2 protein-coding genes are annotated in these 496 nt (G+C 54.8%); both read right to left on the reverse strand.

Going from position 1 to position 496, the window contains the following annotated elements:
* Window positions 1–83: 83 nt before the first annotated feature.
* The gene (locus EN914_RS37940; RefSeq protein ID WP_013531314.1) at window positions 84–224 is read right to left on the reverse strand and encodes a DUF1127 domain-containing protein; all 141 of its coding nucleotides are present in this window, start codon (window positions 222–224) and stop codon (window positions 84–86) included.
* 49 nt (window positions 225–273) lie between these two features.
* Complete coding sequence (locus EN914_RS37945; RefSeq protein WP_013531315.1) at window positions 274–414, reverse strand: DUF1127 domain-containing protein; 141 nt, start codon at window positions 412–414, stop codon at window positions 274–276.
* Window positions 415–496 lie beyond the last annotated feature (82 nt).

Here is a 496-nt window from a genome sequence, read left to right on the forward strand (position 1 = left end):
TTGGTGGTCAACCCTTGGGAGGAGGTAAGGGGTGACCGTATTCGTCAAGGTCGGGGAGGAGGTCGACCCTGGCGAAATTCTGTCTAGATCGCCTGGCGGGCGATGATCTTGATTTCGTCGCGGACGATACCGAGATCATGCAGCTGGCGGTTCGAAAGGCGACCCAGCTCGGTAACCGTCTCGCGATAAACGCGCCAGTTACGATAGTTGCGGATCAGGTTCATTGTCGTTCTCTTTTTCAAAACTGGTTCGGACCATTCGCGGTCCGAAGAATTAGACCGCCTTGCGAGCGACGTAAGGAATGTCGCTGCGGCTGATGCCGAGGTCGGTCAGTTCACGGTTGCTCAGGCGGCTCAGCTCGGACACGGTGTCCCTGTAGCGGCGCCAGTTGCGGTAGTTGCGGATCAGGTTCATGGTAGTTCTCGTTTCGTCTTTCTTGCGGATCATTCCGTTTGTGTACGAACTATAAATAGGCGGACCCATATCGATTTAAAAG

It is taken from the genome of Mesorhizobium sp. M7A.F.Ca.CA.001.08.2.1, from assembly GCF_003998455.1.
Classification (GTDB): domain Bacteria; phylum Pseudomonadota; class Alphaproteobacteria; order Rhizobiales; family Rhizobiaceae; genus Mesorhizobium; species Mesorhizobium ciceri.